We start from the raw sequence: 21,844 nt of genomic DNA, 5'->3' as shown, positions 1-21,844 counted from the left end.
CACCTCCAGAAAGGGTTCACGATCCGCACGGGGTTCACCGTCCTCATCCGATGGCCCGCCTCGTGTCGAGTACGTCGAGGACCTCGGCCACGCCGAACGCGGGCGGCAGCGGTTCGCCCGCGACGTACAGCTTCTCGGCGACCTGGCGCGGTAGCGGAAGGTGCTCGAAAGTGCCGTGTACGACACGGTCGGGTCCCGCGGGGCGGGGGACGAAGCGGGTGACGGGGACGACGCGGAACTGATCGCGGCCGTGCGAGACGACCAGGGCTATCTCGGTGACCTTGCGGGAGCCGTCGGCGTGGCGGGTGAGCTGGACGACGACGTCCACGGCCGAGTTGATCTGGTCCTTCAGCGCCTCGAAGGGGATCTGGACCTCGGACATCGAGCCGAGGGTCTGGAGCCTCATGAGGGCGTCCTCGGCGGAGTTCGCGTGGACGGTGGCCAGGGACCCGTCGTGGCCGGTCGACATCGCCTGGAGCATGTCGAGGGTCTCGCCGCCGCGGACCTCGCCGACGATGATGCGGTCGGGCCGCATACGGAGGGAGTTGCGGACCAGGTCACGGATGGTGATGTGGCCCTTGCCCTCGACGTTCGGGGGGCGGGACTCCAGCCGGATGACGTGTTCCTGCTGGAGCTGGAGTTCGGCCGAGTCCTCGATGGTGATGATGCGCTCGCGGGACGGGATCAGGCCGGAGAGGGCGTTGAGCAGGGTCGTCTTGCCGCTGCCGGTGCCGCCGCTGACGATGACGTTGAAGCGGGCCCGCACGAAGGCCGCGAGCAGCATCAGCATCTGCTCGTCGAGCGAGCCGAGGCCGATGAGTTCGGGCAGCGTGTACACGCGGGGGAAGCGGCGGATGGTGAGGGTGGGGCCGGTGAGGGCGAGCGGCGGGATGATGACGTTGACGCGCTCACCGGTGGGGAGACGGGCGTCGACCATGGGGTTCGACTCGTCTACGCGTCGGTTGACCGTGGAGACGATGCGCTCGATGGTCTGCATCAGCTGGTCGTGGGAGGCGAAACGGAGAGGGAGCTGTTCGACCCGTCCCGCCCGCTCCACGAAGATGGAGTCCGGCCCGTTGACCATGATCTCGGTGATCGACGCGTCGGCGAGCAGCGGTTCGAGGACGCCGAGGCCGAGGGCCTCGTCGACGACCCGCCGGATCAGCTGGGAGCGCTCGGCGGAGGACAGGACCGGGCCCTCGCGGCTGATGATGTGGCCGAGCACGCGCTCTAGGCGTACCCGGCGTTCGGCCGCCGCCAGGCTCGACATCTCCGCGAGGTCGATCTCCTCGAGGAGCTTGGCTCGGTAGACGGCGACGAGGTGTCCGTCCTCGCGGGCGGGGCCCGACTCGTCGGGGGTGGAGAGTCGGCTGCGCAGGCTCATGGGTTCAGCTCCTTCCGGTCATTCGTCGGTGGTCCGTTTCCGGTTCAGTTGTCGGTGGGCATGGTGGCGTGACGGGTGACCGGGTAGGGGCCGAAGAAGGGGATGACTCCGGGGACGGTGACGGTGACCGTGGCGGTGGTGACGTCGGGGCCTTGGGCGGGCGGTGGAATGTTCGGGTTGAGCCAGCCGCTCACCGCGGCCTGTCCGGCCGCCGAGCCGTCGCCACCCTGCGAGGCGACCCGTGCCGCCGCCCGCGCCCCCGTCCCCGCCTGGTTGATCCCGTAGCCGATGAGGCCGAGCTGGATGGCTGCCATCCCGATGAGGAGCAGGATGGGCAGGAACCCGGCGAACTCCAGCATGGAGACGCCCCGGTCGTCGCGGAGCCGACGCCTCAGCCACCGTAGGGGCCTCATCCGTTGTCACCCTCCAGCGCGGCGCCCGCGTTCCCCTCCACGTGCCAGCCCGCGTCGAAGCCCGGGAAGAAGAGCGGCACGTCGACCTTCACGGTGGCCTTCATCACCGAGCCCGCCGCGCCACAGCGGATCTCGGCGCCATTCCAGGCGCCCGGCAGATGCTTGCTCCCGGCCGTCTGGCACACCCCGGGTACATCCCCGTTGACCGCGTACGCCGCCGTCGCCGCCCGCGCCGCCTCGTCCGCCGCGTTCCCGGCCAGCGAGTACGAGTAGCCGTACAGCACGCACTGCCACAGGATCGTCATCACGACGAGCAGGATCGGGAACATGCCGGCGAATTCGAGGGTGACCGCGCCCCGGTCGCCGCCCTTGCGTCGCAGGGCCAGTGCGCCCCGGTCCGAGGAGGCCTTGCGGCGCCTGCCGCCTCCCCCGCCGGTCTCCTGGGCGACCACGAGACCGAGTTCCCCCGCCAGCGCCCACAGCGCCTGCTTGACCGTCGAGCGGGTGTCCAGGTCCTGGAGGCGCCCCGCGTCGACGACCGACTGGAGTTCCTTGAAGGCGGCCGGGACGGGGGTGCGGGCGACCTTGGTGCCGGTGACGCGTTCGACGAGGGAGGGCTGGATCTCCGTACCGCGGGCGAAACGGTTGACGACCGTGGTCGTCTCCTCCGCCTTGCGGATCTGGAGGCGGTCCCACATGCGGACCATGCGTTTGGCGGCGCGCACGGCGACCACGTCGGGGGTGACGAGGAGCAGGGCCCGGTCGGCCATCTCGACGGCCGCGGCGGTCGCGGAGTTCATCTGGGCGCCGCAGTCGACGACCACGACGTCGTGGCGGGAGCGCAGGGCGCTCACGACCTGGCGGGTCACCCGGTCGGTGACCTCCTCGCCGCGCTCGCCCTCGGCCGGGGCCAGCAGGAGGCCCACTCCGCTGTCGTGGGTGTAGACGGCGTCCTGGAGGACGCGGGGGTTGATGTCGCTGATTCCGGCGAGGTCGGCGATCGACCGCCGGAACTGGACGTCCAGGTACGAGGCCACGTCCCCGGACTGGAGGTCGAGGTCCACCAGCGCGACGCTGCGCCCCGACGCCTGGGCGGCGAGGGCGAGTTCGACGGCGGTGACCGTCGCTCCGACGCCGCCCTTCGCGCCGGTGACCGTGACGACGGTGCCGCCGGGGCCCGCGTACAGCTCGGGGGTGCCGCTGCCGAGGTGGCGGCGCATGCCGAGCGACCACCCGGCGGCGGCCTGGACGCGTTCGGCGAGGGCGTCGTAGCCCAGCGGGAGGCCGATGATGCCGCGGGCGCCGGAGTCCATGGCGGCGGTGAGGACACCGGTGCTGGTGTCCGCGGTGATGAAGACGACGCCGATCGCGGGGAAGCGCATGACCACGTCGCGGATCAGGTCCAACGCCGGTACGGGACCTATGCGTTCGTGGACCAGGACGACTTCGGGCAGTTCGTCGAGGGACTCGGCGGCGAGCCGCGCCAGGGTGTCGAGGAGCGCCGTCGAGTCGGGGACGGGCGGGGCCGGCTCGGCGTCCGCGAGCTGGCTCAGCAGGGTGGCGAGCGCGCGGGCCGAGTCGACGTCGCTGACGGCCGGGAGGATACGGATGGTCATCGGCGCTGCCCCGTAGTCGTCTGCCTCGTGCGGGGCCATCGGCGCAGCCCCGTGGGGTTGGACCTCATGCGCGGCCTCCTACTTGTCCTCGTCGAGGGTGTACGTACGGTCGCCGGGGGCGACGGTCGCGTCGGAGCCGCCCGCGACCAGGGCGAGGCGGACGTGTTCGGCGAACGACTCGGCGTACGCGACGCGTTGGGCGTCTGCGGTGTCGAGCGCGAAGGTGATGGGGACGGCCTGGGTTGCGCTGTTGCGCCGGTCGTTGCTGGACTGGCCGGGGTCGAGGGCGGTGAGCTTGCCGACGTCGATGACGCGGGCGTTCGCCACGATGACCTTGGACTGGTCCTTCTGCTTGTCGTTCTCGGCCTTGAAGGTGGCGTAGATGTTGACCCTGGAGCCCGGGTCGATCTTTCCGGCCACACCGGTCGCCGCGTCGATCATGATCGCGATCTCCTGCTGGCCGGCCTCCAGCGCGGGCCGGTCCACGATCATGTCGCTCTGGAGGAGGGAGCCCTTCTGGAGCTGGGTGACGGCGATCTTCCCGCGGATCTGGCCGAGGTTCGTGACCGCCGTGCTCGACAGCCAGCGCTTGGGCATCGAGACCCTCTGGAACTGGTCGGCCGACAGTTCCTTGTAGGGCGCGATGTCGTCCTTCAGGCGGTACGCCGCCACCTCCGGGCCGACCTTGGAGTTCACGTCACGGATCACCGAGAGGACTCCGGCGAAGGCGCCCAGGGCGCACAGGACCGAGAGGACCAGCAGGATGACGCCGCGGCGCTGGCGTGAGTTCATGACGCGGACAACCTCGATCGTGGGGCGGGGACGGCGGGGTCGAGCGGTCGTGCCTGGTGCTCTTCACGTGTACTGCGGGTGCTCAAGTTGCGCCTCGGGGCAGAGCGCGTACTGAGGATGCTGCCCGCACCGTGGCCGTCGGAAGCTCGGGAGGCGGGGGCAGCGGCGCGGCACAGAACCCGCAGCGGTCACCGATGAGTTCGAGACCGCACCAGTGGCACTCCTCCCGGCGGACGGACGACACGAGCTGGTAGAGCACGGAGACGTCGTACAGACCGGCGGCGAACTCGGCGAGCTTGGTGGTGCCCCACCAGCGGGCCGACTCCTGCGGCAGCGGTACGGTCGCGACGCCCTGCACACGCCAGGCGGGCGCGAGGGTCGCGGTGACCCAGTCGGAGGGCGGCTGGCCCGCGGCGACGAGCAGCCGGGTGCCGAACTCGGGCCCGGTCAGCTCGTCCTGCCCGATCCGGGCCAGCTGCGGGCGCGGGTGGGACAGTACGGCGAACTGGGCGCCCGGTACCCATGACTTGGCGTGCGACTTCAGCGTCACCGGGACCCGGTCGAGCTTGGCGACCGAGCCGAGCAGGGCGCCGGCGTAGATGTAGTGGGCGAGCAGCCGGGCGGAGGAGGCGAGCACGCCCGGGCTGAAGTCGCAGACCGACAGCTGCCGCAACTGCTGGGCCAGCAGGGCCACTCCGAGCGGCGGCAGGTCGATGCCGAGCAGGGCGATGCGGTCGCTCTCCAGGACGGAGCGGACGGTGTGCAGCCGCCGGGTGACCGCGTCCTCGACCGAGGCCGGGTAGAGCGCGATGACGTATCCGTGCTGCTCGATGAGGGCGTGCATGCCCGTGAGGGAGCTTTCGAGACTGTCGAGGGGCTGGACCACGGCGGGGGGGGTCTGCCGGTCGTGCGGCGGGAGCACCAGATCGGGACTGGTGACGGCTATCGCGGTCGGCACGCTGCACACACCCCGTTCACTGTGGCGGGGTGGTCGACCACCGCCTCAGATGGCCCCTGTGACGTCCTCTTGCATCAGCACCATATCCACGGCATGGCCGCCTCAACACCGAATCTTCCAGATCAACTCACGGAAGGTACGGGCTTGATCAACGGAGAGTGAGACGAATATGCCACAAGTCGCCCACCCCGTGGGCCCGTTGAGACACCCGGCCACCCCTGTCACCCACCAGAGGTCTTGACAACCGAATTGGTCTGGACCAACTTGTACGCCAGCAACGTCCGACGGTGGCCACCGTTGCGCACCCCGCTTCTCCCCCCTCCCTCCCCTCCCCTCACCGGAGGTCCCAGTGGACCGCGTCATACGTATGCCCCGACCGCCCCGGCGCAGATGGGCGGGCGCCCTCGCCGCCGTCGTCACCGCCTCCGTCCTCTCCCTCACCGGTCTGGCGGGCCAGGCCCAGGCGGCGGACGTCAACAACGCCAAGAACGGCGGCTACGAGTCGGGCCTGAGCAACTGGACCTGTACGGCGGGCAGCGGTACGACCGTCTCCTCGCCGGTGCACGGCGGCTCGGCCGCGCTCAAGGGCACGCCCGCCGGGCAGGACAACGCCCAGTGCACCCAGGCCGTCGCGGTCAAGCCCAACTCGACGTACACGCTGAGCTCGTGGCTGCAGGGCGGGTACGCCTACCTGGGCGTGACGGGCACCGGCACCACGGACGTCTCGACCTGGACCCCCGACTCCGCCTCCTGGAAGCAGCTCTCGACCACCTTCACCACGGGCGCGTCGACGACCTCGGTGACGGTGTACACGCACGGGTGGTACGGCCAGGCCCCGTACTACGCCGACGACCTCTCGGTCTTCGGCCCCGACGGCGGCGGAGGCGGCGACCCGGCCCCCACGGTCCCGGCGGCACCCACCGGTCTGACGGTCTCCTCCACCACGTCCTCCTCCGTCTCCCTCTCCTGGAACACGGTGTCGGGCGCGACGGGCTACAACGTCTACCAGGCGGGTACGAAGGTCCAGTCGACGACGGGGACCTCGGCGACCGTCTCGTCCCTCGCGGCCTCCACCTCGTACTCCTTCCAGGTCACGGCGACGAACTCGGCGGGTGAGTCGGCGAAGTCGTCGGCGGTGACGGGCACGACGACCGCGTCCTCGGGCGGCGGTGGCGGCGGTTCCCTGCCCAAGCACGCCGTCACGGGCTACTGGCAGAACTTCAACAACGGCGCGACGGTCCAGAAGATCTCCGCCGTGCAGTCCCAGTACGACATCATCGCGGTGGCGTTCGCGGACGCGACGGGCACGCCGGGCGCGGTGACCTTCAACCTCGACTCGGCCGGGCTCGGCGGCTACACCGTCGACCAGTTCAAGGCGGACATCAAGGCCAAGCAGGCCGCGGGCAAGAAGGTCGTCATCTCCATCGGCGGCCAGAACGGCACGGTGTCGATCAGCGACTCCACGTCCGCGACGAACTTCGCGAACTCCGTCTACTCCCTCATGCAGACGTACGGCTTCGACGGCGTCGACATCGACCTGGAGAACGGCCTCAACGCGACGTACATGACGCAGGCCCTGCGGTCCCTCTCCGCGAAGGCGGGCTCGTCCCTCATCATCACCATGGCCCCGCAGACGATCGACATGCAGTCCACGTCGAACACGTACTTCCAGACGGCCCTGAACATCAAGGACATCCTGACGGTCGTCAACATGCAGTACTACAACAGCGGTTCGATGCTGGGCTGCGACGGCAAGGTCTACAGCCAGGGCTCGGTCGACTTCCTCACCGCGCTCGCCTGCATCCAGCTCCAGGGCGGCCTGGCCCCCTCCCAGGTGGGCCTGGGCCTCCCGGCCTCGACGAGCGGCGCGGGCAGCGGCTATGTGTCTCCGACGGTCGTGAACAACGCGTTGGACTGCCTGGCCAAGGGCACCAACTGCGGCTCCTTCAAGCCCTCCAAGACCTACCCGGACCTGCGCGGCGCGATGACCTGGTCGACGAACTGGGACGCGGCGGCGGGCAACGCGTGGTCGAACTCGGTGGGGGCGCACGTGCACGCACTCGGCTAGAAGGGCCCCCTTCGGCCGGACACGGTGCCGGTCACCCCACGCAGGGGTGGCCGGCACTCGCCTGTCGCGGCCGACAGGCCATTTCATACCGATGCCGTCCCGGTTCATACCGATGCCGTCCCGGGCGTGGCGGGTCACGTTACGTCGCGATGACCGATGCCCTCCTGAATCGGGGTGCCTAGTGTCATCTCGTCCCTGGTGGCAACGGATCGGAACCGGACCCGCATGCGTCTGCTCACGTACCTCGTCGGCTGCAGTGTCGACGGCTTCACCACCGGTCCTGACGGACAGTGCGACCCCTTCGGCTTCGACGGCGATCTCAAGGCCGCCGTTCTGGCCGAGTACCCCGAGACCGTCCCGGAGCATGCCCGCAGGCCGCTGGGCGTCGTCAGCACGGCGAACAGATTGTTCGACACGGTCGTCATGGGGCGCGGCGTCTACGAATCCGCTCGGGCGGCCGGTGCCGACAGCCCGTATCCCTGGCTTCGGCAGTACGTGGTCTCCTCGTCCCTGAAACGGCCCGCGCCAGGCGTCGATGTCGTCGCCGGGGACCCGGCGGAGTTCGTCCGCGGGCTGAAGCGGCGGCCGGGCATGGGCATCTGGCTGTGCGGCGGCCCGGTGCTGGCCGGGCGCTTGCTGCACGAGGTCGACAGGCTCGTGGTCCACCGCCACCCAGTGGTGTTCGGGGCCGGCGTTCCGCTGTTCCACGCGGCATTCGACCCCGCCGCCTTCACACTGACCGACTTCCGGGTCTTCGCCACCGGCGCGACTGTCACTACGTACACCAAGCAGTAGGAGCACACGTGTTGTTTCGCCCCACGACCGAGGCCGATCAAGAGAGTGTCGCAGCAGTCATCGTGGATGAACCGGTGGGCTGGATCGACGCCGACCGCTACCTGGACGAGTCGAAGCAGGGGATGTACCGGCCGGAGTGGACCTGGATCGCCGAGGACGACGGGCGGATCGTGGGCCGTTCCTTGTGGTGGGGGCAGCAGGACAGCTCTCACCCCGTCGCCCTGGACTGTCTGCATGTCGACCCGAGGCTCCCCGACCGCGCGGAGGTGGCGGCCGGGCTGCTGACCGCCGCGCTGCGGGCGTTCGCGGACGCCGGTGCGCCCAAACCTCCGCTGTACAACCTGACGCTGCCCGTCGGCTGGCGTGACACCCCGGCCGCGGTGGCCGCCGTGGAGTGGCGGCGCCGGGCCGCCGTGGCAGCAGGCCTCACGCACGAGGTGGAACGGCTGCGCCTGCAATGGACGGCCGACGTCGGCCTCCCCGCGTCCAGGGGCCGGCTGACGTTCGCCGCCGCTTCGGACGAGGAGTTCCTCCGGCTGTTCCGTCGGATAGCCGTCGGCAGCCTGGACGACGAGACCCGCAGGAACATCGCCGTCAAGGGCGCCGAAGCCACGGCCAGGGACGAGATGGACTTCTATCTCGGCTGCCCCGGTCGGCGCGAGTGGTGGCGCGTGGCCCACACCCCGGACGGGCAGGTCGCGGGCCTCGCCCTCCCCTCCGCAACACCGTATGCCCGCAACGTGGGCTACCTGGGCGTCGTCCCCGAGTTCCGCGGCCATGGGTACGTGGACGACCTCCTCACCGAGATCACCCGCATCCACGCGGAGTCCGGTGCCGGACTGATCACAGCCACCACGGACACCGGCAACGCCCCGATGGCAGCGGCCTTCGCCCGCGCCGGCTACCGGACTTCGGAGATCCGCATGCTGTATTCGGCGCCGGTGGCGTAGGGCGGAGAGACGGAGGCACAGGCCCCTTCGCCCGAGGGAGACGGACGGTTGATGAAGGGCGGCAGCGGGCGCGCCGTATGAAGACAGCCGTATGAGCCGTATGAAGAGAGGAGAGCCGACTCTGATGCCGGTTTTCATCGAAGAGTTCACCTTGGCCGGGAGCGACAGCGGTCCCTACGCGCTCACCACGGGCCCGGACGGGGCGCTGTGGTTCACGCTGGTTCACAGCGGGGGTATCGGGCGTCTGGTGCCCGGAGGGGTACTCACGCACCATCAACTCGATCCGGACTGCGGGCCGATGATCATCGCTGTCGGGCCGGACGACGCCTTGTGGTTCACCGAGCACCGGGCGCACCGCATCGGCCGGATCGCCCTCGACGGCAAGGTCGAGGAGTTCACCGTGCCGACCGCGGAGTGCGGTCCGTTCGGAATCGCCGCAGGGCCGGACGGAGCGCTGTGGTTCACCGAGACCGCCGCCGACCGGATCGGCAGGATCACCACCGACGGCCGGGTGACCGAGTTCCCGCTGCCGGCCACGGGGACCTACCCCTCCGCGATCACCGCAGGCGCCGACGACGGGATGTGGTTCACCCTGAACCAGGCCGACGCGATCGGGCGGATCGGCATGGACGGAGCCGTCACTCTGCACCCGTTGCCGACCAGGTCCGCCGGCCCGGTGGGCATCACGGCCGGGCACGACGGGGCGGTCTGGTTCGTCGAGATCGGTGCTGGGCAGATCGGGCGGATCACTCCCGACGGCCAGATCACCGAGTTCCCGCTGCCCGACCGCACGTCCCGGCCGCATGCCATCACCGCCGGCAGCGACGGCACGTTGTGGTTCACCGAGTGGGCCGGCAACCGGGTGGGCTCCCTCACCCCCGACGGCACTGTCACCGTGCACGACCTGCCGACCCCGGGCTCGGAGCCGCACGGGATCGCCCTGGGCCCGGACGGAGCTCTGTGGACGGCGCTGGAAATCGGCGCACTCGCCCGCGTCAGCGTCCGTGTCCGCACGCAATGAAGCAATGAAGCAACGAAGCAACGAAAGGGAACGCTCATGAAGTACGCACTCGTGATCTTCGAGACCGATGAGTCGCGCCACCGGATCCGGACCGACCGGGCCGCTCACCGAGCGGCGTACGAGACCTGGATCGGCAAGATGGCGGCGGCAGGCAAACTGATCAGTGGCGATGCCCTGGACACCGGGTCGGCCTCCGCGACGACCGTGCGCAAGACCACCGAAGCGGCGCCCGCCACGGTGACCGACGGGCCCGCACACCCCGGCGAGGAGACCCTGGGCGGCTGGTTCGTCATCGACGTGGCCGACCGTGAGGAAGCCGTGGAACTCGCCGAGGGGCTCGGCACTTTGGAGACCATCGAGATCCGGCCGGTGCTCGAAGGCGCCTGAGGACGGCCCGTTGCGGCATCGCTCCTCCTCCGACGTACAGTGCCGATCATGATGCTCGGTTGCCGGCGGGGGGAGCGGACGGTGCAGGGGCGCGCGGAGGAACGACGCCACATTGAGCGGATGCTCGCCAACTCCGGGAGCGGAGCGAGCAGTTCACTGCTGCTGCACGGCGAGGCCGGCATCGGCAAGACCACTCTCCTTGAGCATGCGGCCGCCCACGCGGACGGCATGCGCGTGCTGCGGGTCGAGGGCATCGAGTCGGAGATGGAGCTCGCTTTCGGAGGGCTCCATCAGCTCCTCCTGCCGGTGCTCGATCTGCTCGACCGGCTGCCGGGACCGCAGGCCGGGGCTCTGCGCGCCGTCTTCGGCCTGAGCGACGAGCCCGTACGGGACCGTCTCACCCTGGGGCTCGCCACACTGTCGCTGCTGTCCGAGGCGGCCACGGACGACCCCCTGCTGTGCCTGGTCGACGACCTGCAATGGCTCGACCGGCCGTCCGGGGACGCGCTGACCTTTGCCGCCCGGCGGCTGCGGGACGAAGGCATCGTCATGCTCTTCGCCGCCCGCGGCACCGCGCCGGAGAGCGGATCGAAGGCGCTGCCGCGCGTACACGTCACCGGCATCGACCGGCGGTCGGCCGTGGCGCTGCTGCCCGGCCTCGCTCCCCCGGTCGCCGAGCACATCCTCGACCAGGCGCAGGGAAACCCGCTGGCGCTGCGGGAGTTGGCCGCCGCGCTGACCCCGGCGCAGCGCGCCGGACAGCTGGGGCCGCTGGCGCCGGCCGAGGCGCGGCCCGAGCTGCCCCATCAGCTCCAGGACGCGTTCGCACAGCAGATCCGCCGCCTTCCCGACGCGACCCAGCGCACTCTCACGGTGGCCGCGGCCGACGACACCGGGGACCTTCCGACCGTGCTGGCAGCCGCGGGCCGGCTCGACGGGGAGGTCAGGGATCTGGAGCCCGCCGAACGTGCCGGCCTGGTCTTCGTCTCCGCGCAGAAACTGCGTTTCCGCCACCCCCTCATCCGGTTCGCCGCCTACCAACAGGCCCCGCTGGCCTGGCGGATCGCGGCGCACCGGGCGTTGGCGGCGGACCTGGAAGGCGCCCAGCACGCGCACCGGCGCGCCTGGCACCTGGCCGCCGCGACGACCGGCCCGGACGAAGAGGTCGCCGCGGAGTTGGAACGGGTCGCCGAGTGGGCCGGGAGCAGGCAGGCGATGGCGTCCGCGTCCGCGGCGTACGAGCGGGCCGCCCGCCTGACCGCCGATCCGCACCGGCACGCCCGCCGTCTGATCACCGCCGCGCAGAAGGCGAGCGAGGCCGGCCAGGACGAACGGTGCCGCGCTCTCGCCGACCAGGTGCCACTGCCGTTGCGGGACCCGGGGATGGCGGCGGACTTCGCGCGCGCACGCTCCGTGGTCGAGCTCGGCTACGGCAGCCCCCGCCGGGCCGCCCGCATCCTGGCCGACTGCGCGAACACGATCTCGGCCGACCGCCCCGACAAGCTCGCGCCGCTGCTGACCGACGCCATCCACGCGGCCTTCTGCGCGGGCGACGCACCCCTCATGGTGGAGATCGGCGTCCGCACACCCCATCTGCCGATCCTGGCCGTGCCCGTCCACCTCCTGGCGGGCGACCTGCCCGGCGCGCGCCGGGCCCTGGACACTCTCGTACGGGCCGGACGCCTCGCCGACGTCGGGCTCATGGACCAGTTGGTGACCGCGATCCACTGCCACCTGATGGCCGATCACGCGACCGCGCACGAACTGGCCGTCGCGGCGGTCGCCCACTGCCGCGAGCAGGGCATCGGTGGATGGCTGCCCACCACGCTGCATCTGCGTGCCCAGGTGGAGCTGGCGCTCGGCCGGCTCGACGACGCGCACGCACACGCCACCGAAGCGCTCCGGCTGGCCGACGGCTACGACCTGGACCACCGAGCGGCCCATCTGCGCGCCCTGTTGGCGGTGCTGGCCGCCGTCCAAGGGGAGGAGGCGCAGACCCGGAAAATGGCCGAACAGGCACTGGAGTACACCCGCCCGCGCGAGGTCGGACGGGGCGTGGCGGAGGCGCTGTGGGCGCTGGGGCTGCTCGACCTCGCCCTCGGGCGGGCGCAGGACGCGCTGCGCCATCTGGAGGCGGCCCGGCAGGCGGCGGGCCACCCCTTCCTGGCCCGGCACCTGTTGCCGGATCTGATCGAGGCGGCTGTGCGCGCCGGACATCCGGAAGGGGCGCGGGCACCCGCGGACCAGCTCATGACATGGGCGGCCGACCTCGGGCAGCTCCACTTCACGGCCCAAGCGCACCGCTGCGCGGCCCTGACCAGCCCGGACACACAGGCCGAGCAGCACTATCTGGCCGCCTTGGACCTGCACACCGACGGCAACGACTTCGATCGGGCGCGTACCCAACTCCTCTACGGTGAATGGCTACGCCGCTCGCGCCGCAAGATCGACGCCCGCGACCAACTGCGCACCGCACTGAAAATCTTCGATCAGCTCAACGCCCGGCCCTGGGCCCACCGCGCTCGCACGGAACTCCAGGCGGCCGGCGAAACCCACGACCCGTCCGACGCCACCGACTCCCCCCTGACCCGCCTGAGCGCCCAGGAGCGCGAAGTCGTCCGTCTCGCGGCCACCGGTGCCACCAACCGCGAAATCGCCACGCAGCTGTTCCTGAGCCCGCGCACCGTCGGCCACCACCTCTACCGCGCGTTCCCCAAGCTCGGCATCAGCTCCCGAACAGAACTCGCCGACCTGCTCACGCCCTGACGGGCGCAGAAGAACAGACAGGTCGGGCGCCCTTCCCGACCACAGGCCCTCTCCCCAGAGGCGTCACGCGACTTCATCCGCGACATCGCCAACAATCTGTGCCGGCCACCTTCTCTGAGCCGCCGAACGGCTACCCCATCGGCCGGTAGTACCCCAGCACCCACGCCAACTGTGCGAACCACCCGCGCAACAACTCCCGCGGCTTCGCGGTCACCACGCACTCGTAGACCCTGCCGTCCAGGTGGACCACGGCGACCATCAGGGCCTTGCCGTTGGGGCTCGCCTTGTAGTGGACGCTGCGGATCTCGGCCCAGGGGAAGTCGACTGTGATGTCGTACATCTCGAAGGCCACGCCCGACGCGTCGACGACGACCGAGTTGTGCTTGTCTACCGCCAGGAACTCCGGGCCGGGCGCCGCGGGCGGTGGCGGCTGCGGGGCGTACTGCGGCGGGGGCGGGCCGAAGCCGGGTGGGGTGGAAGCGGGCGGCTGGTCTGTCACTCCGGCAACCTATCCCGGCGTACGCAGACCCCCTACGTGGAGGGCTCCCCCGTGGACTCCCTGTGGGCCCCCTCTGGACCTTCTTTCCGTCCACTGAAACATTTCCGGGGGGCCGGCGCATCAATGAAGTGAAGGCGGCGGTACCAGAGACACGGGGGCGGGATGAGACAGGTCCGGGGGGACGACTACGCCGAGTTCGCGGCGGCGCGGGCGGGGCATCTCTACCGTTCCGCCTGTCTGCTCACCGGCGGGGACACCCATCTCGCCGAGGACCTGGTGCAGGAGACCCTCGGTCGCCTGTACGTCCGCTGGTACCGGGTCTCCCGCGTCGGCAACCCCGCCGGATACGCGCAGACCGTCCTCACCCGTACGTTCCTCGCCCACCAGCGGCGCCGCAGCAGTCGGGAACGCGCCACGGACGAGTTCCCCGACCTTCCCGACCCCCGCGCGGCCGACACCGACACGCCCCTGCGGCTGACCCTGGTCGAGGCACTCGGCCGGCTGTCCGCCAAGGACCGGGCCGTGGTCGTGCTGCGCTACTGGGAGGACCGCAGCGTCGAGGAGACCGCCGAGGCCATGAACGTCAGCTCGGCCGCCGTACGCACCCGCTGCACCCGCGCACTCGCCCGGCTGCGGCTGCTGCTCGGGGACGCCCTCGGCGAGCACGCCAGACACTGACCCGGCGCCGACGACCTTAGAGACAGCCCTTACGGAGAGCAGAGAGGGTGGTTCGCCATGCCCGTTGACAACCACGACCATGACCACCAGGACCGTTTCGAGGAACGGCTCGGCGAGGCCCTGCACCAGGCCGGCGGGGCCTACGAGACCGACCGGCGCGCCCTGGTCGCCGCCGGCGAGACGCGCGGCCACAGGCTGCTGCTGCGGCGCAGGGCCGCCGTCGTGGCGGGCGTGGCCTCGGTCGCGCTCGTGGGCCTCGGCGGGGCACTCCTCGTACCGGGCGGCGACGACGGGCGGCAGTCCGTGGCCACCGGTGCGAAGACCCCCGTCGCTTCGGCCACGCCCAAGGCGTCGTACACAGGCGACGAACTGATCGGCATCCTCGAGAAGCTGCTCCCCCGGGGCGAGTTCAGCTCGCCGCAAGCACGCGGCACGGACGACAGGCTGCCGCCGTACGCACAGGTCGTCCACGACGACGGCAAGGGCAAGGCGGCCGTCGCCGTCGGCTTCGACCGGGTCCTGCCGGGCAGCGAGCAGGCCCGCCAGACCGTCGAGTGCCCGGACAAAGTCCTGACGCCGTACGACGGTTGCGTCGTGAGCAGGCTGTCCGACGGCTCGGCGCTCAGGATCTTCCAGGGGTACGAGTACCCGGACCGCCGCGCGGACACGAAGCTGTGGACGGCGGACCTCGTCACCCCCAAGGGTCAGCACGTCAGCGTGAGCGAATGGAACGCCGCGGCCGAGAAGGGCGCGCCGGTCAGCAGGGCCGAACCCCCGCTGTCCCCGGCACGGTTGAGGACACTCGCCACGGCCGCCGCGTGGCTGGGCGTCGTCGACGCGATCCCGGTGGACCCCAAGGCCCCGACGGCGGCGCCCGCACAGCCCTCGGGCATCGACGGCGGCGCGATCGCTTCCACGCTCGTCTCGCTGCTTCCCAAGGGCGTCAAGGTGGTCGCCAGGAGCGGCCCGGACAGCGGGTACGCCTATGTCGTCGTCGATGACGGCAAGGGCAGGAGCCTGGTCCAGATCAACGTGCAGCCGAACATGTCGGACGTCGAGGACCAGCTCTTCGGGGCGGGCGCCGAGACGCTGGCCGACGGCACGAAGGTCGTCACGCACAAGGAGCCGGGCGAGAAGGGCGGCGCGGGCGTCGTCATGTGGACCGCCGACACCCTCAGGACCGACGGGTTCCGTGTGGTGGTCAGTGCCTTCAACTCCGGCAGCCAGGAGACGGCCGCGACGCGCGACGCCCCCGCGCTCACGACGAAGCAGCTCCGGGCGATCGCCCTCAGTGCGAAGTGGCGCGGTCTGGGCTGAGTTCCCTCGCCGCCCTCACACATCGGGCCCCGTCGGGCAGACCTGCCGGCGGGGTCCGAGGCATGACCGGTTTCCGCCATCGGCTCTTTGTCGTCCCTTGACCTGCCCATGCCAAACACTCACCATGAGCGCCACACCCGCACTCCGTACGTCGCACTGATTCCACCCCCCACACTCCGCCAAGGAGACTTCATGCGACTTCACAGACGCGGCAGGCGCACCGTCACCCTCGCGACCCTGCTCGCGCTCGCCCTCGCCGCCCCGATCACCGCCACCGCCACCCACGCCACGGCGACCGGAGCGAAAGCCCCCGCGCCCTCGGCCGACGACATACGCCAGTACGAGATCCACCAGAGCACCACCCCGGTGACCCGCACCGCCATCCAGCAGACCGGTGTCACCGTGGACGAGGCCGACGAGGAGACCGTCGTCGTCTCGGGCCGCGCCGACCAGGTCAAAAAGCTGCGCCAACTCGGCTACGAGGTCTCCCTGTTGGGGTCCGCGCCGAACCGGTCGAACGGCGCCGGTGACGTCCGCCTCCTCGACTTCCCCTCGGCCGACTCGAAGTACCACAACTACGCCGAGGCGAACGCGGAGATCGACCAGCGGCTCGCGGCCTACCCCAGCATCATGAGCAAGCGGGTGATCGGGAAGTCGTACCAGGGCCGGGACATCGTCGCCATCAAGGTCAGCGACAACGTGGCCACCGACGAGAACGAGCCCGAGGTCCTCCTCACCTTCCACCAGCACGCCCGCGAGCACCTGACCGTCGAGATGGCGCTGTATCTGCTGCGCGAGCTCGGGGCCGGATACGGCAGCGACTCCCGCGTCACCAACATGGTGAACGGTCGCGAGATCTGGATCGTCCCGGACCTCAACCCCGACGGCGGTGAGTACGACATCGCGACCGGCTCCTACCGCTCCTGGCGCAAGAATCGCCAGCCCAACTCCGGTTCCTCGTACGTCGGTACGGACCTGAACCGCAACTGGAACTACAAGTGGGGCTGCTGCGGCGGCTCGTCCGGCTCCACGTCCTCCGAGACCTACCGCGGCGCCTCCGCCGAGTCCGCACCCGAGGTGAAGGTCGTCGCCGACTTCGTACGCAGCCGGGTCGTCGGCGGCAAGCAGCAGATCACGGCCGGGATCGACTTCCACACGTACAGCGAACTCGTGCTGTGGCCCTTCGGGTACACCACCGCCGACACCGCGACCGGCATGACCGCGGACGACGCCGCCGCGTTCAAGGCCGTCGGCCAGAAGATGGCGGCCAGCAACGGGTACACCCCGGAGCAGTCCAGCGACCTGTACATCACCGACGGGTCGATCGACGACTATCTCTGGGGCAGTCAGAAGATCTTCGACTACACCTTCGAGATGTATCCGACGTCCAGTTCCGGTGGTGGGTTCTACCCGCCCGACGAGGTGATCGAGCGGGAGACCTCACGGAACCGGGACGCGGTGTTGCAGTTGCTGGAGAACGCGGACTGCATGTACCGGTCGATCGGGAAGGCGACGCAGTACTGCAGTTAGGAGTGGGACAGACCGGTGGGTGGGGAACTGCGGGCCGGATGTGGCTGGTCGCGCAGTTCCCCGCGCCCCTACGGGGCGCTCTCGTCCGGGGCCTCTTCAGAATCGTCACCGTCTTCGAAGTAGGCGTCCAGGACCGCGTCCAGCTGGTCCTCCCACTCCTTGAAGCGCGCCCGGGCCGTCGCCTCGATCTCGATCGGGTACCAGCGGCGGTCCGGGGTGTGCACCGTGATGGTGAACCGCTTCCCGAAGCGGGGCGACTCCGTCTCGACCGCGCCGATCTCGTCCCAGCGGAACTCCGCCTCCTGGTCGTCCAGGCGCAGGTGTACGCCGCTGTGGTCGGCCTTGATCGAGGCGCGCCGGTCGGACGCCTCGAACACCGGCCCGTCCGGGTCGGGTTCGGGTTCGGGCTCGGGCCCGGAGTCCGAGTCGGATTCGGAGGTGGCCTCCTCTTCGGGCTCGGCGGGCGCCTCCTCGGAAACCTCGTCCTCGGGGGCGGCGTCCTCGACAACCGCCTCCTCGGACACGGCCTCTTCGGAGGCGGTCTCCTCGGACGCGGCCTCCTCGACGGCCGCGTCCTTCGGCTCCGCCTTCGCGGGTGACGTAAGCCCGGGGATGTACGCCGGGTTCACCGCGGCGGCGTCCAGGGGCTGGCTCTTCGAACCTATGCGCTGCTCCACAGCGGGCAGTATGGTCGAAGATCCTGTGTCGGACACAGCCAGCCCCCAAGTTGGCAACGCGACTGTTGTACGAAGACGCCCCGTACCTACACGAACAGGCTCACCACCGCCGCCACCGCGAAGCCCGCCACCGACAGCACCGACTCCAGGACCGTCCAGGTCTTGAGGGTGTCCCGTTCGGAGATGCCGAAGTACTTCGCGACCATCCAGAAGCCGCCGTCGTTGACGTGCGAGGCGAAGATGGAGCCCGCCGAGATCGCCATGATGACCAGGGCGACGAAGGCCTGGGAGTGGTCGCCCTCGGTCAGCAGCGGGGCCACGATGCCGGCCGTGGTGACGATGGCGACCGTGGCCGAGCCCTGGGCGACCCGCAGGACCAGGGAGATGAGGTAGGCGAGGACGATCACCGGCAGACCGACGTCGTTGAAGGTGTCGGAGAGGGCCTGGGCGACCCCGCTGCCCTTGAGGACCGCGCCGAAGACCCCGCCCGCGCCGACCACGAGCAGAATGTTGCCGACCGGCTTCAGCGAGGCCGTGGACACCGTCTCCAGCGACTTGCGGGACCAGCCGCGGCGGATGCCGAGCAGGTAGTACGCCAGCAGCAGCGCGATCGTCAGCGCGACGAAGGGGTGGCCGAAGAACGTGATGACCGAGCGGCCCGTGGAGGGGTCGAAGGCGATCGAGGAGAAGGTCGCGAGCAGGATCAGCACCAGCGGCGTACCGATGATGGCCAGGACCGTGCCGAGCGGCACCGGCTTCTCCTGCGGCGCGACCCCGGCGGCCCGCTGCTCCTCGACCAGCGCGGCCCTCGCCTCGTCGGCGGCCTCGGCCATGTCCTGCGGTACGGGGACGAAGATCCGCCTGCCGATCCACGCGGACCAGACCCAGGCGGCGAGGACGGCGGGAATGCCGCAGACGATGCCCATGAGGATGACCCAGCCGAGCTGCACGTGGAGCAGTCCCGCGGCGGCGACCGGGCCCGGGTGCGGCGGCAGGAACGCGTGGGTCATGGAGAGACCAGCGAGCAGGGGCAGGCAGTAGAGCAGGATCGACTTGCCGCCGCGCTTGGCGGCCGCGTACACGATCGGCGCGAGGACGAAGATGCCGACGTCGAAGAAGACCGGGATACCGAAGATGAGGCCGGTGAGGCCCATGGCGAGGGGCGCCCGCTCCTCGCCGAAGAGGTTCAGCAGCCGGGACGCCAACACCTCGGCGCCGCCGCTGACTTCGAGGATCGCGCCGAGCATCGTGCCGAGCCCGATGATGATCGCGATGTGGCCGAGGGTGCCGCCCATGCCGGACTCGATGAGGGAGACGGCGTCGGAGCGCTGGACCGTGCCGAAGAGTTCGGTGACGGAGAGACCGGCCGAGAGGCCGACGGCTATGGAGACCGCGAGCAGCGCCACGAAGGGCTGGAGTCTCGCCTTGATGATCAGGACGAGGAGCAGGGCGATGCCGAGCGCGGCGACGGTCAGCAGACCGGCGGTGCCGTGGATGAGGGCGATCAGGCCGCCGGTGTGGGGTGGGGCCGGTGGTGCGGTGGTGGCGGCGAGCAGGGGCATGGGCGAGGACATGAGCGAGGACATGGGCGGGGGACCTCTGCAGTCGGGTAAGTGGGGCATGCGGCTTTCGGGCAGGGGGGATCGCGGCACGGCGCCCCAGGGGGACGCCGTGCCGTGATGGCGTACGGGGTGCGGGAGTGGGAGGGGGTCGCTCAGCCCAGTACGGCGAGCGCGTCGATCTCGATGAGGAGGCCGGCCGGCAGGCCGACGTAGACCGTGGTGCGGGCGGCGGGGGGCGCGGTGAGGCCCTGCTCCTCGAAATAGGTGTTGTAGATCTGGTTCATCTCGGCGAAGTGGTCGACGTCCGTGAGGTAGACGCGGATCATCAACGCGTCGTCCCAGCTCGCGCCGCCCTCTTCGAGGATCGCCCGGACGTTGGCGAGGGTCTGGAGGGTCTGTTCACGCAGGGTGGGACCGGCGGGCGTGGGCGGCTTGCCGTCCTCGGCCGGGAGGAAGCCGACCTGTCCGGCGACCTGGAGGATGTTCCCCTTCTTCACGCCGTGCGAGAACTTCGCGGGCGGCGTGGTGTGGGTCTTGGGGGTGAGGGCGGTCTTCTCGGTCATGGACGTCGGGAACTCTCTTCCTTGGCTGGGGGCTTGCCGGAGTACTCGTGGCTGATGGCGTCGGCGGTCCGGCGCACCAGCGGGAGCAGGGTGAGGAGTTCGTCGGCGGTGACGACGACGTTCGGCGCGGAGACCGACATCGCGGCGACGACGCGTCCGTCGGCGCCGCGGATGGGGGCCGCGACGCAGTTGATGGACTCCTCGTGGCCACCGAGGTCGGTGGCCCAGCCCTGTTCGCGCACCGTGGCCAGCTCCTTGAGGAAGGCGGGCGCGTTGGGGGTCGAACGGGCCGTGTACATGGGGTAGTCGAGCTTGTCCGCGAGGGCGCGGCGCTCGGGCTCGGGGAGATCGGCGAGGAGGAGTTTGGCGACGGCGGCGACCGTGATGGCGACCGGCTTCCCGATCCGGGAGTACATGCGCACCGGGTAGCGGCTCTCCACCTTGTCGATGTAGAGGACCTCGTTCTCCTCGTACACCGCGAGGTGGACGGTGTGCCCGCACGTCTCGTTGAGCCGTACGAGGTGGGGGTGGGCGATCTCGCGGACGTCGAGGTTCTCGACGGCTTCCTGGGCGAGGGCGAATAGGCGGGCGCCGAGGCGGTAGCGCTGGTCGGACTGGCGGTAGACGAGGCCGTGCTCGTGCAGCGTGCGCAGGAGGCGGAGCGCGGTGGACTTGTGGACGCCGAGGCGGTCGGCGACCTGGCCGAGGTCGGCGGGGCCCTCGGCGAGCAGCGGCAGGATGCTCAGCGCTCGGTCGACGGTCTGGCTCATGGGGTAGGTACCTCCTCCGGGGCCCGCGTGACGGCTTCGGTCCAGCCGGGGCCGAGTCGAAGTGTCTCCCACGCGTCGTCGTCCAGAGCGGCCAGCCGGTCGGCGTGGTCGCGGGAGGGGGGCGCGGCGAGGTCTCCGTGGACGGTGAGGGCGGCGGCGGCCATGAGGTGGCCGTGCCGGAGCCGCTCCCGGGCGGGCAAGGCGCGCAGGGTGGCGGAGAGGAACCCGGCGGCGAAGGCGTCGCCCGCGCCGACGGGAGCGACCACGTCGACGTGGAGGGAGGGGACGAAGGTGACCGTGTCGCCCTCACTGTCACCTTGGAAAAGGGTGGCACCCCGGGACCCCTGCTTCACGACCAGCACCCGGGGTTCGGGCAGCGCGGCGCGGATCGCCCCCGGACCGCCGGTGACGCCCCAGGCGGTCTCGGCCTCGTCCTCGCCCACGAAGACGAGGTCGCTGCCGCGGGCCAGGTCCAGCAGGACCTTGCCCGGTTCCTGGTGCTGCCAGAGGTGGGCCCGGTGGTTGACGTCGAACGAGACGAGGGGGCGGCCGGGGCGGCGCGCGGTGAGCTCGCGCATCAGGGCGAGGCAGCCCGCGGAGAGCGCGGCGGTGATGCCGGAGAGGTGGAGCACCCGTCCCGCGCGGACGGCGTCCAGGTCCACGGCGTCCGCCGCCATCGCTGAGGCGGCAGAACCGGCCCGGTAGTACGCGACCTCGTGGGCGTCGCTCGCCCGGTCGCCCGCCGTGCGGAAGTAGATGCCCGTCGGGCGCGCGGGATCCCGTCGTACGGCGGAGGTGTCGACGCCGTACGCGGCGATCGCCTCGACGAGGTGGTCGCCGAACCCGTCGGTGCCGACCCGGCCGACCCAGCGCGCGGTGTGCCCGGCCGCGGCGAGCACGCACGCCACATTCGACTCGGCGCCGCCGATCCCCCGCTCGAACGACGGCACATCGGCGAGGCGCCCCGGCCGGGACGGCAGAAACGTGACCATGGACTCGCCGAGCGCCACGACGTCGACAACGGTGGGGGGCACGATGACTGGGGCTCCTCGCTCTCGCGGTCGACGGTGACGCAGCCGCACCGTTGACCCTGCGTTG

At 70.7% G+C, this 21,844-nt stretch carries 20 protein-coding genes; 9 read left to right on the top strand and 11 right to left on the bottom strand.

Features of this window, described 5'->3' with window-relative positions:
- Window positions 1-43 precede the first annotated feature (43 nt).
- The 5 genes from AQJ27_RS15750 to AQJ27_RS15730 form a co-directional block, all read right to left on the bottom strand.
- Window positions 44-1,384 carry a TadA family conjugal transfer-associated ATPase gene (locus AQJ27_RS15750; protein ID WP_067368241.1) on the bottom strand — a complete coding sequence of 447 codons (1,341 nt, stop codon included), beginning with the start codon at window positions 1,382-1,384 and terminating at the stop codon, window positions 44-46.
- Window positions 1,385-1,428: 44 nt separating this feature from the next.
- Entirely contained in the window at window positions 1,429-1,797 is a 369-nt protein-coding gene (locus AQJ27_RS15745; protein WP_235613520.1) for a TadE family protein, read from the bottom strand.
- A complete protein-coding gene (locus AQJ27_RS15740; protein ID WP_067369265.1) occupies window positions 1,794-3,413 on the bottom strand; it encodes a CpaE/TadZ family protein in 1,620 nt (539 codons plus the stop codon). Before AQJ27_RS15740 ends, AQJ27_RS15745 begins: the two co-directional genes overlap by 4 nt.
- Window positions 3,414-3,491: 78 nt before the next feature.
- Window positions 3,492-4,205, bottom strand: a complete 714-nt coding sequence (cpaB, locus tag AQJ27_RS15735; RefSeq protein ID WP_067368238.1) for a Flp pilus assembly protein CpaB — start codon at window positions 4,203-4,205, stop codon at window positions 3,492-3,494.
- Between the two features lie 82 nt (window positions 4,206-4,287).
- On the bottom strand, window positions 4,288-5,163 hold the full coding sequence (locus AQJ27_RS15730; protein ID WP_060901407.1) for a hypothetical protein: 876 nt from the start codon (window positions 5,161-5,163) through the stop codon (window positions 4,288-4,290).
- 367 nt (window positions 5,164-5,530) lie between these two features.
- On the opposite strand from AQJ27_RS15730, the gene AQJ27_RS15725 reads away from it, so the two are divergent.
- From AQJ27_RS15725 to AQJ27_RS15700, 6 genes are all read left to right on the top strand, one after another.
- Window positions 5,531-7,231 (top strand): chitinase, encoded by a 1,701-nt coding sequence (locus AQJ27_RS15725; RefSeq protein WP_201264298.1) that lies wholly within the window; start codon window positions 5,531-5,533, stop codon window positions 7,229-7,231.
- 225 nt (window positions 7,232-7,456) lie between these two features.
- The gene (locus tag AQJ27_RS15720) at window positions 7,457-8,026 is read left to right on the top strand and encodes a dihydrofolate reductase family protein (protein WP_067368233.1); all 570 of its coding nucleotides are present in this window, start codon (window positions 7,457-7,459) and stop codon (window positions 8,024-8,026) included.
- A gap of 62 nt (window positions 8,027-8,088) precedes the next feature.
- On the top strand, window positions 8,089-8,976 hold the full coding sequence (locus AQJ27_RS15715) for a GNAT family N-acetyltransferase (RefSeq protein WP_235613519.1): 888 nt from the start codon (window positions 8,089-8,091) through the stop codon (window positions 8,974-8,976).
- Window positions 8,977-9,100: 124 nt separating this feature from the next.
- Window positions 9,101-9,997, top strand: a complete 897-nt coding sequence (locus tag AQJ27_RS15710) for a Vgb family protein (protein WP_067368228.1) — start codon at window positions 9,101-9,103, stop codon at window positions 9,995-9,997.
- A gap of 36 nt (window positions 9,998-10,033) precedes the next feature.
- Window positions 10,034-10,384 (top strand): YciI family protein, encoded by a 351-nt coding sequence (locus AQJ27_RS15705; protein WP_067368225.1) that lies wholly within the window; start codon window positions 10,034-10,036, stop codon window positions 10,382-10,384.
- 48 nt (window positions 10,385-10,432) lie between these two features.
- Complete coding sequence (locus AQJ27_RS15700; protein WP_159064359.1) at window positions 10,433-13,150, top strand: helix-turn-helix transcriptional regulator; 2,718 nt, start codon at window positions 10,433-10,435, stop codon at window positions 13,148-13,150.
- 130 nt (window positions 13,151-13,280) lie between these two features.
- Here AQJ27_RS15700 and AQJ27_RS15695 read toward each other — a convergent pair whose 3' ends face one another.
- Window positions 13,281-13,649 (bottom strand): hypothetical protein, encoded by a 369-nt coding sequence (locus AQJ27_RS15695; RefSeq protein WP_067368222.1) that lies wholly within the window; start codon window positions 13,647-13,649, stop codon window positions 13,281-13,283.
- A 162-nt stretch (window positions 13,650-13,811) separates the two neighbouring features.
- Between AQJ27_RS15695 and AQJ27_RS15690 the strand changes: the two genes are divergently transcribed.
- From AQJ27_RS15690 to AQJ27_RS15680, 3 genes are all read left to right on the top strand, one after another.
- The gene (locus AQJ27_RS15690) at window positions 13,812-14,327 is read left to right on the top strand and encodes a SigE family RNA polymerase sigma factor (protein WP_067368219.1); all 516 of its coding nucleotides are present in this window, start codon (window positions 13,812-13,814) and stop codon (window positions 14,325-14,327) included.
- A gap of 57 nt (window positions 14,328-14,384) precedes the next feature.
- Window positions 14,385-15,644, top strand: a complete 1,260-nt coding sequence (locus AQJ27_RS15685) for a hypothetical protein (RefSeq protein ID WP_067368216.1) — start codon at window positions 14,385-14,387, stop codon at window positions 15,642-15,644.
- 192 nt (window positions 15,645-15,836) lie between these two features.
- A complete protein-coding gene (locus AQJ27_RS15680; protein ID WP_067368213.1) occupies window positions 15,837-17,174 on the top strand; it encodes a M14 family metallopeptidase in 1,338 nt (445 codons plus the stop codon).
- Window positions 17,175-17,242: 68 nt separating this feature from the next.
- Here AQJ27_RS15680 and AQJ27_RS15675 read toward each other — a convergent pair whose 3' ends face one another.
- The 5 genes from AQJ27_RS15675 to AQJ27_RS15655 form a co-directional block, all read right to left on the bottom strand.
- Window positions 17,243-17,851 (bottom strand): hypothetical protein, encoded by a 609-nt coding sequence (locus tag AQJ27_RS15675; RefSeq protein ID WP_067368210.1) that lies wholly within the window; start codon window positions 17,849-17,851, stop codon window positions 17,243-17,245.
- 86 nt (window positions 17,852-17,937) lie between these two features.
- Window positions 17,938-19,425, bottom strand: coding sequence for a GntP family permease (locus AQJ27_RS15670; protein WP_067369251.1), 1,488 nt, complete (start codon window positions 19,423-19,425; stop codon window positions 17,938-17,940).
- 140 nt (window positions 19,426-19,565) lie between these two features.
- On the bottom strand, window positions 19,566-19,976 hold the full coding sequence (locus tag AQJ27_RS15665) for a RidA family protein (RefSeq protein WP_067368208.1): 411 nt from the start codon (window positions 19,974-19,976) through the stop codon (window positions 19,566-19,568).
- A complete protein-coding gene (locus tag AQJ27_RS15660; protein ID WP_060899204.1) occupies window positions 19,973-20,746 on the bottom strand; it encodes an IclR family transcriptional regulator in 774 nt (257 codons plus the stop codon). Before AQJ27_RS15660 ends, AQJ27_RS15665 begins: the two co-directional genes overlap by 4 nt.
- Window positions 20,743-21,780: a sugar kinase gene (locus AQJ27_RS15655; RefSeq protein WP_268814581.1), complete on the bottom strand. Its 1,038-nt coding sequence runs from the start codon at window positions 21,778-21,780 to the stop codon at window positions 20,743-20,745. Before AQJ27_RS15655 ends, AQJ27_RS15660 begins: the two co-directional genes overlap by 4 nt.
- Between the last annotated feature and the right edge of the window lie 64 nt (window positions 21,781-21,844).

Source organism: Streptomyces olivochromogenes (assembly GCF_001514115.1).
GTDB lineage: Bacteria > Actinomycetota > Actinomycetes > Streptomycetales > Streptomycetaceae > Streptomyces > Streptomyces olivochromogenes.
This window is presented reverse-complemented; position numbering and strand designations above follow the sequence as displayed.

Excerpts from the sequence above, each read along its gene's own strand:
- AQJ27_RS15750 (WP_067368241.1), bottom strand. The coding sequence starts at position 1,384 with ATGAGCCTGCGCAGCCGACTCTCCACCCCCGACGAGTCGGGCCCCGCC.
- AQJ27_RS15745 (WP_235613520.1), bottom strand. The coding sequence starts at position 1,797 with ATGAGGCCCCTACGGTGGCTGAGGCGTCGGCTCCGCGACGACCGGGGC.
- AQJ27_RS15740 (WP_067369265.1), bottom strand. The coding sequence starts at position 3,413 with ATGACCATCCGTATCCTCCCGGCCGTCAGCGACGTCGACTCGGCCCGC.
- cpaB (WP_067368238.1), bottom strand. The coding sequence starts at position 4,205 with ATGAACTCACGCCAGCGCCGCGGCGTCATCCTGCTGGTCCTCTCGGTC.
- AQJ27_RS15725 (WP_201264298.1), top strand. The coding sequence starts at position 5,531 with ATGCCCCGACCGCCCCGGCGCAGATGGGCGGGCGCCCTCGCCGCCGTC.
- AQJ27_RS15720 (WP_067368233.1), top strand. The coding sequence starts at position 7,457 with ATGCGTCTGCTCACGTACCTCGTCGGCTGCAGTGTCGACGGCTTCACC.
- AQJ27_RS15710 (WP_067368228.1), top strand. The coding sequence starts at position 9,101 with ATGCCGGTTTTCATCGAAGAGTTCACCTTGGCCGGGAGCGACAGCGGT.
- AQJ27_RS15705 (WP_067368225.1), top strand. The coding sequence starts at position 10,034 with ATGAAGTACGCACTCGTGATCTTCGAGACCGATGAGTCGCGCCACCGG.
- AQJ27_RS15700 (WP_159064359.1), top strand. The coding sequence starts at position 10,433 with ATGATGCTCGGTTGCCGGCGGGGGGAGCGGACGGTGCAGGGGCGCGCG.
- AQJ27_RS15690 (WP_067368219.1), top strand. The coding sequence starts at position 13,812 with ATGAGACAGGTCCGGGGGGACGACTACGCCGAGTTCGCGGCGGCGCGG.
- AQJ27_RS15685 (WP_067368216.1), top strand. The coding sequence starts at position 14,385 with ATGCCCGTTGACAACCACGACCATGACCACCAGGACCGTTTCGAGGAA.
- AQJ27_RS15680 (WP_067368213.1), top strand. The coding sequence starts at position 15,837 with ATGCGACTTCACAGACGCGGCAGGCGCACCGTCACCCTCGCGACCCTG.
- AQJ27_RS15670 (WP_067369251.1), bottom strand. The coding sequence starts at position 19,425 with ATGTCCTCGCCCATGCCCCTGCTCGCCGCCACCACCGCACCACCGGCC.
- AQJ27_RS15665 (WP_067368208.1), bottom strand. The coding sequence starts at position 19,976 with ATGACCGAGAAGACCGCCCTCACCCCCAAGACCCACACCACGCCGCCC.
- AQJ27_RS15660 (WP_060899204.1), bottom strand. The coding sequence starts at position 20,746 with ATGAGCCAGACCGTCGACCGAGCGCTGAGCATCCTGCCGCTGCTCGCC.